This window comes from Rhizobium alarense, from assembly GCF_021555155.1.
GTDB lineage: Bacteria > Pseudomonadota > Alphaproteobacteria > Rhizobiales > Rhizobiaceae > Rhizobium_D > Rhizobium_D alarense.
In genome coordinates this window covers 1-5,732 of sequence record NZ_JAKGBU010000151.1, presented here as the reverse complement: position 1 = coordinate 5,732, position 5,732 = coordinate 1, and the positions used below count along the sequence as shown (strand labels likewise).

The window sequence follows — 5,732 nt, the reverse complement described above, 5'->3', positions numbered from 1 at the left end:
CCGGCACGCTCGCCTTCGACGGAGCCGACATCACCAGGGCCGGCAGCGCTGAGCTCAAGCCGGTGCGCCGGAATATGCAGATGATCTTCCAGGATCCGTCGGCGTCCCTCAATCCGCGCCGCCGCGTGCGCGACATGCTGGGCGAGGTGCTGCGCGTCCACCGCATTCGGGACGGTGTCGGCATCGAGCATCGCCTCCATGAACTGATGGAACTCGTCGGCCTGCGCCGGGAATATCTCGACCGCTATCCGCACGAGTTCTCCGGCGGCCAGCGCCAGCGTATCGGGATTGCGCGCGCCCTTGCCGTCGAGCCGAAGCTGATCGTGGCCGACGAGCCCGTTTCGGCACTCGATGTGTCGGTCCAGGCGCAGATCGTCAACCTGTTCAGCGAGTTGCGCGACAAGCTCGACCTCACCTACATCTTCATCGCCCATGACCTTGCCGTGGTGCGCCATGTCTCGACGCGGGTTGCCGTCATGTATCTCGGCTCGATTGTCGAGACGGGGGAGACGGAAGCGCTCTATGCGCGGCCGCACCATCCCTATACGAAGGCGCTGCTCTCGGCGATCCCGCAGCCGCATGACCGCGGCAAACGGGAGCGCATCCTGCTTTCGGGCGAGATTCCAAGCCCGCTGTCGCCGCCGCCCGGCTGCAAATTCTCGACCCGCTGTCCCTATGCCCGCGACATCTGCCGAACCGTGCGGCCGCCGCTTGCCGCCGTATCGGGCAGCAGGGAGGTCGCCTGCCATTTTCCGCTGGATTGACGGCTCGCCCACCGAACGAGGGAGCATCCCATGTGCGTCGCCTGCAACCATACCATTCACCGTGACCGGCATCATTTCGGCTGGAACCGGGATTTCGCACCGGCGTTGATCGCACGGCCGGGAGAGACGATCCTCTTCGAATGCCTGGATTCGTCGGGCGGCCAGATCGGTGCAGGAGCCACGGCGGACACGCTTGCCAGCCTCGACTTCGGCAGGATCAATCCGGTGAGCGGCCCTGTCCATGTCGAGGAAGCGGAGCCGGGCGACGCCTTGAAGGTAACGTTGAGGACGTTCCATCCGTCCGGTTTCGGCTGGACGGCCAACATTCCGGGTTTCGGCCTTGTCGCCGATCAGTTTCCCGAGCCGGCGCTGCACCTCTGGTCCTACGACGCCGCATCCATGGTGCCTGCGCTCTACGGTCCGGGCGGGCGTGTTCCGCTGAAACCCTTTGCCGGAACCATCGGTGTCGCACCGGCCGCGCCGGGCCTGCAGTCCGTCGTGCCGCCGCGCCGGGTCGGCGGCAACATGGATATCCGCGACCTGAGTGCCGGCGTGACGCTCTATCTGCCGGTAGAGGTCGACGGTGCACTGTTCTCGATCGGCGACACCCATGCCGCGCAAGGGGACGGCGAGGTCTGCGGCACGGCCATCGAAAGCCGGATGGACGTGGAAGTGACGATCGAACTGGTCAAGGACGCAAGGCTGGCCTCTCCGCGCTTCACGGTGACCGAGCCGGTGACGCGGCACCTGGACGGCGCCGGCTACGAGGTGACGACGGGCATCGGGCCGGACCTGATGGTAGCGGCGCGTGAGGCGGTGATGCGCATGGTCGACCTGCTTGCTGCCGAACACGCGCTCGCCCCGATCGATGCCTATATGCTGTGTTCGGTCTGCGGCGACTTGCGGATCAGCGAGATCGTCGACATGCCGAACTGGGTCGTCAGCTTCTATTTTCCGCGTATCGTCTTTGCATGATGCGGACGGTCTTCCATCCGCATCGAAGGCATGTCGCGTTTCGGTGGCATTGCGCCGACAATTCATAACGAAAACCGTGTCGGTCGCGGCGGCCATTTCATTTTACATCATCGTTCCGGCTGTCAGAGTGCCGTGGTCGTCACTGGCATCCAGACGCTTGAGGAGGCGGGATGCGAAGAGCTGACCAATTCGGGGCATGACGGCAGGCTGCTGGACGAAGCGGGAGGTTCCGATGGGCAGGCACGAGAGCGATCTCGCGGAGGCGCCGGTCATGACGGCGGGAGGCGCGTTGCTAGCCCGGCTCAAGGCCGTCGGCGTCGACTACATCTTCGCCAATTCCGGCACTGATTTTCCGCCGATCATCGAGGGACTGGCCGAGGCCGAGGCGAAGGGCATCGCGCTGCCGCAGGCACTCGTCATGCCGCATGAGGGCGCCGCCATGGGCATGGCGCATGGCTACTATCTTGCGACAGGCCGCGCCCAGGCGGTGATGGCGCACACCAATGTCGGGCTCGCCAATTGTGCGATCGGCGCGATCAACGCGGCGATGGAGCATGTTCCGGTGCTGCTCTTTTCCGGTCGCACGCCGGTCACCGAACGCGGCCGCAAGGGGTCGCGTACCGTGCCGATCGGCTGGGGGCAGGAGATGCGCGACCAGGCGGCGCTGGTGCGCGAGGCCTGCAAGTGGGACGACGAGTTGCGTGCACCGGAACATATCCTTCAGATGGTCGACCGGGCGCTCGCCATCGCCACGTCGACGCCGCGTGGCCCCGTCTATATGAGCCTGCCGCGTGAGGTTCTCTGCCAGCCGTGCCCCACCGAAGGCCTCTCCGCACCGTCGACGATGGCGCCGGCGATCACGACGGCTTCGCCGGAGGCGATCGAGCAGGCCGCTCGCCTGCTGGTCGAAGCGCGCAATCCGGCGATCTTCGCGCAACGCGGTGCCGGTTCGGCGGCGGGTTTCGAGGCGCTTTCGGCGCTTGCCGCCGAATGGGGCATTCCGGTCTGCCAGTACTGGGCCGTGCAGCTTGCCGTTCCGACCGACCATCCGATGGCCGCGCAATCCGACCCGACGCCGCTGCTCGAAAAGGCCGACGTCGTCCTCGTCGTCGATGCGCTGGCACCCTGGTCGCCGGATATCCATTCGCTTCAGCCCGGCTGCAAGGTGATCCAGCTCGGCCAGGATCCGCTCTATGCACGCCAGCCGGTGCGCTACTTCCGCTCCGACGTGACGCTCGCCTGCGACGTCGATGCCGGCGTCCTCGCGCTGAAGCGGGTGATGGACGCGCTGTTGCCGCTGCACGAAACGCGCGCCGACGAACGGGCTGCGGCCGTCGCCCGGCACAATCGCGCCGCACGGGCCGCCGTGCTGGCGACGGCCGCAGCCGGCGACGGCACGTCCATGACGAAAGACTTCGTCAGCCTCACCCTGTCGAAGGCGCTCGAGGGCAGGGAGGCGACGGTGCTCTCCGAACTCGGCTGCCCCATGGCACCGATGACGCTCATGCATCACCAGGCCTGGTACCAGGAGCCGCATTCCGGCGGGCTCGGCTGGTCCTTTCCCGCCGCCCTCGGCATGCAGCTCGCCAATCGTGACCGCCTGATCGTGGCGACCATGGGCGACGGGTCCTACATGTTCGCCAATCCGGTTGCCTGTCACCAGATCGCCGAAGCGCTGGAATTGCCGATCCTCGTTCTGGTCGTCAACAATGCTGAATGGGGCGCCGTGCGCCAGTCCGTGCTGGGCATCTATCCGGACGGTTATGCCGCGAAGACCAACCGCATGCCGCTGACCGCGCTCTCGCCGGTGCCGGATTTCGTCAAGGTCGCCGAGGCGAGCCGCGCCCATGCCCGCCGCGTTACCGACGGCGCCGACCTCGCCGACGCCGTTGCGGAGGCGATCGCCCATATCGAGGAGAAGGGCACGCTGGCGCTGCTCGACGTGCAGGTGCGGGCCTGAGGGACCTTTGATTGCGGTTGATGGTCAGTGGCGCGCGTTGTGCGGCCTGTGGTTGCTCGCCGTAAAGTCCCCTCCCCACAAGGGAGGGGCTTAACCCGGCCGCTATGGTTGTCTCCACTTATCCCGTCGGGGAGACGATGGCCCGAAGGTCATGGGAGGCACCAGCGTTGCCGCAAGTCGTCTTCCCCTTGTGGGGGAGATGGCCGGCAAGGCCAGAAGGAGGGGACACGCACAGCGCTCCCCGCAACCGCCTCACACGCTCATCCCGCCATCCACCATCAGCATCGTGCCCGTTACGAAGCTCGACTGCTCCGAGGCGAGATAGAGGACCGACCGTGCGATCTCCGCGGGGCTGGCATGCCGGCCGAGCGGGATGATCGAGTTGAAGAAGTCGGTTCCGTCTGCGCCGATCGCCTCGCCGAGCCCCTTTTCCACCGCAAGCTGGAACCCGTTGTCGACCGGGCCGGGATTGACCGTGTTGACGCGGATGCCGCGGGGCGCGAGTTCCCTGGCGAGGCAGCGCATCAGGCCGGTCTGGGCATGTTTGGCGGTGATATAGGCATAGACGCCGGGGTCGCCGCGCGTTGCTGCCACGCTGGAGGTTATGACGATGCTGCCGCCAGCCGTCATATGTGGGCTCGCATGTTTGGCGGCAAGGAAGGCGCCCTTTACATGCACCGCCTGGACCCGGTCGAAAAGATCATCCGGATAGTCGGCGATCGGTGCCACCGTGCCGAAGACGCCGGCGTTGGAGAAGACGACGTCGATCGATCCGAAGCGCGACAGCGCCGTCTCGACATAACGCGCCGTGTCGTCCGCGCGGGTGACGTCGGCTGCAACCGGCACGACCCGGTCCACCGGCAGGCCGCATGCCGCCTCGCTCAGCGACCTTTCTTCGAGGTCGACGAGAACGACCTTCGCACCCTCGTCGAGAAAGAGCCGCGCCGTGGCAAGCCCGATGCTGCCCGCGCCGCCGGTGATGATGCAGGTCTTGTCGTCGAGAAGGGGCATGGCTTTCCTAAAGGGTTTGAGCGGTCGCGGTTTCTTCTCCCCGGCGGCGAGACGGGCCATCTCAGATCGGGTAGTGGATGTGTCCGTCCTGCACGGTGATCCAGCGCAGCTCTGTGAACTCGGCAATGCCCGCCTTGCCGCCGAAGCGGCCGTAGCCGGATTCCTTGACGCCGCCGAAGGGCATCTGCGCCTCGTCGTGCACCGTCGGACCGTTGATGTGGCAGATGCCGGATTCGATGCGCCGGGCGACCTGCATGGCGCGGTTGACGTCGCGTCCGAAGACGGCGGCCGAGAGGCCGTATTCCGTGTCGTTGGCGACGCGGACCGCCTCATCGATCGAGCCGACGCGGATGATGCTGACGACCGGGCCAAAACTCTCCTCGCTATAGATGCGCATCGCGGGCGTCACGCGGTCGAGCAGGGTCGCGTCGACGATCGTGCCCTTGACGCTGCCGCCGGCGGCGAGCACCGCGCCCTTGCCGGTGGCATCGCGGATCAATTGTTCCAGCCGCTGCGCCGCATGGGCATCGACCACCGAGCCGAGCGGCGTGTTGCCCTCGCGCGGGTCGCCGGCAACCAGCGTCTTCGCCTTTGCCGCCAGCGCCTCGACGAAGCGGTCGGCGATCGTCTCGTCGGCGACGATGCGCTCGGTCGACATGCAGATCTGGCCCTGGTTCATGTATGCGCCGAAGGCGGCGGCGGCGACAGCCTCGTCGAGATCCGCGTCGTCGAGCACGACGAAGGGCGCCTTGCCGCCGAGTTCCAGCAGCGCCGGCTTCAGGTAGCGCCCGGCGGTCTCCGCGATGATGCGGCCGACGCGGGTCGAGCCGGTGAAGTTGACGCGGCGCACCGCCGGATGCGCGATCATCGTCTCGACGATGGCGGCGGCATCCTCGGGCGCGTTGGAAACGGCATTGAGCACGCCTTCCGGAAGCCCCGCCTCATGCAGCGTGTCGACGATCAGGCGGTGGGTGCGCGGGCAGATTTCCGATGTCTTCATCACGATCGTGTTGCCGCAGGCA

At 66.7% G+C, this 5,732-nt stretch carries 5 protein-coding genes; 3 read left to right on the top strand and 2 right to left on the bottom strand.

Translation table 11 applies throughout. The features are described from left to right. The 3 genes from LXM94_RS25345 to LXM94_RS25335 all read left to right on the top strand — a co-directional run. The coding region (locus LXM94_RS25345) for an ABC transporter ATP-binding protein (protein ID WP_235774600.1) at positions 1 to 764 on the top strand (764 nt) is incomplete at its 5' end. 30 nt (positions 765 to 794) lie between these two features. Beyond that, on the top strand, positions 795 to 1,739 hold the full coding sequence (locus LXM94_RS25340; protein WP_235774598.1) for an acetamidase/formamidase family protein: 945 nt from the start codon (positions 795 to 797) through the stop codon (positions 1,737 to 1,739). Positions 1,740 to 1,971: 232 nt separating this feature from the next. After that, complete coding sequence (locus LXM94_RS25335) at positions 1,972 to 3,699, top strand: thiamine pyrophosphate-requiring protein (RefSeq protein ID WP_235774596.1); 1,728 nt, start codon at positions 1,972 to 1,974, stop codon at positions 3,697 to 3,699. Between the two features lie 252 nt (positions 3,700 to 3,951). On the opposite strand, the gene LXM94_RS25330 is transcribed toward LXM94_RS25335, so the two are convergent. Further along, the gene (locus tag LXM94_RS25330) at positions 3,952 to 4,710 is read right to left on the bottom strand and encodes an SDR family NAD(P)-dependent oxidoreductase (RefSeq protein ID WP_235774594.1); all 759 of its coding nucleotides are present in this window, start codon (positions 4,708 to 4,710) and stop codon (positions 3,952 to 3,954) included. Positions 4,711 to 4,771: 61 nt separating this feature from the next. Then, a partial coding sequence (locus LXM94_RS25325) for an aldehyde dehydrogenase family protein (protein ID WP_235774592.1) occupies positions 4,772 to 5,732 on the bottom strand: 961 nt, incomplete at its 5' end.

Excerpts from the sequence above, each read along its gene's own strand:
- LXM94_RS25340 (WP_235774598.1), top strand. The coding sequence starts at position 795 with ATGTGCGTCGCCTGCAACCATACCATTCACCGTGACCGGCATCATTTC.
- LXM94_RS25335 (WP_235774596.1), top strand. The coding sequence starts at position 1,972 with ATGGGCAGGCACGAGAGCGATCTCGCGGAGGCGCCGGTCATGACGGCG.
- LXM94_RS25330 (WP_235774594.1), bottom strand. The coding sequence starts at position 4,710 with ATGCCCCTTCTCGACGACAAGACCTGCATCATCACCGGCGGCGCGGGC.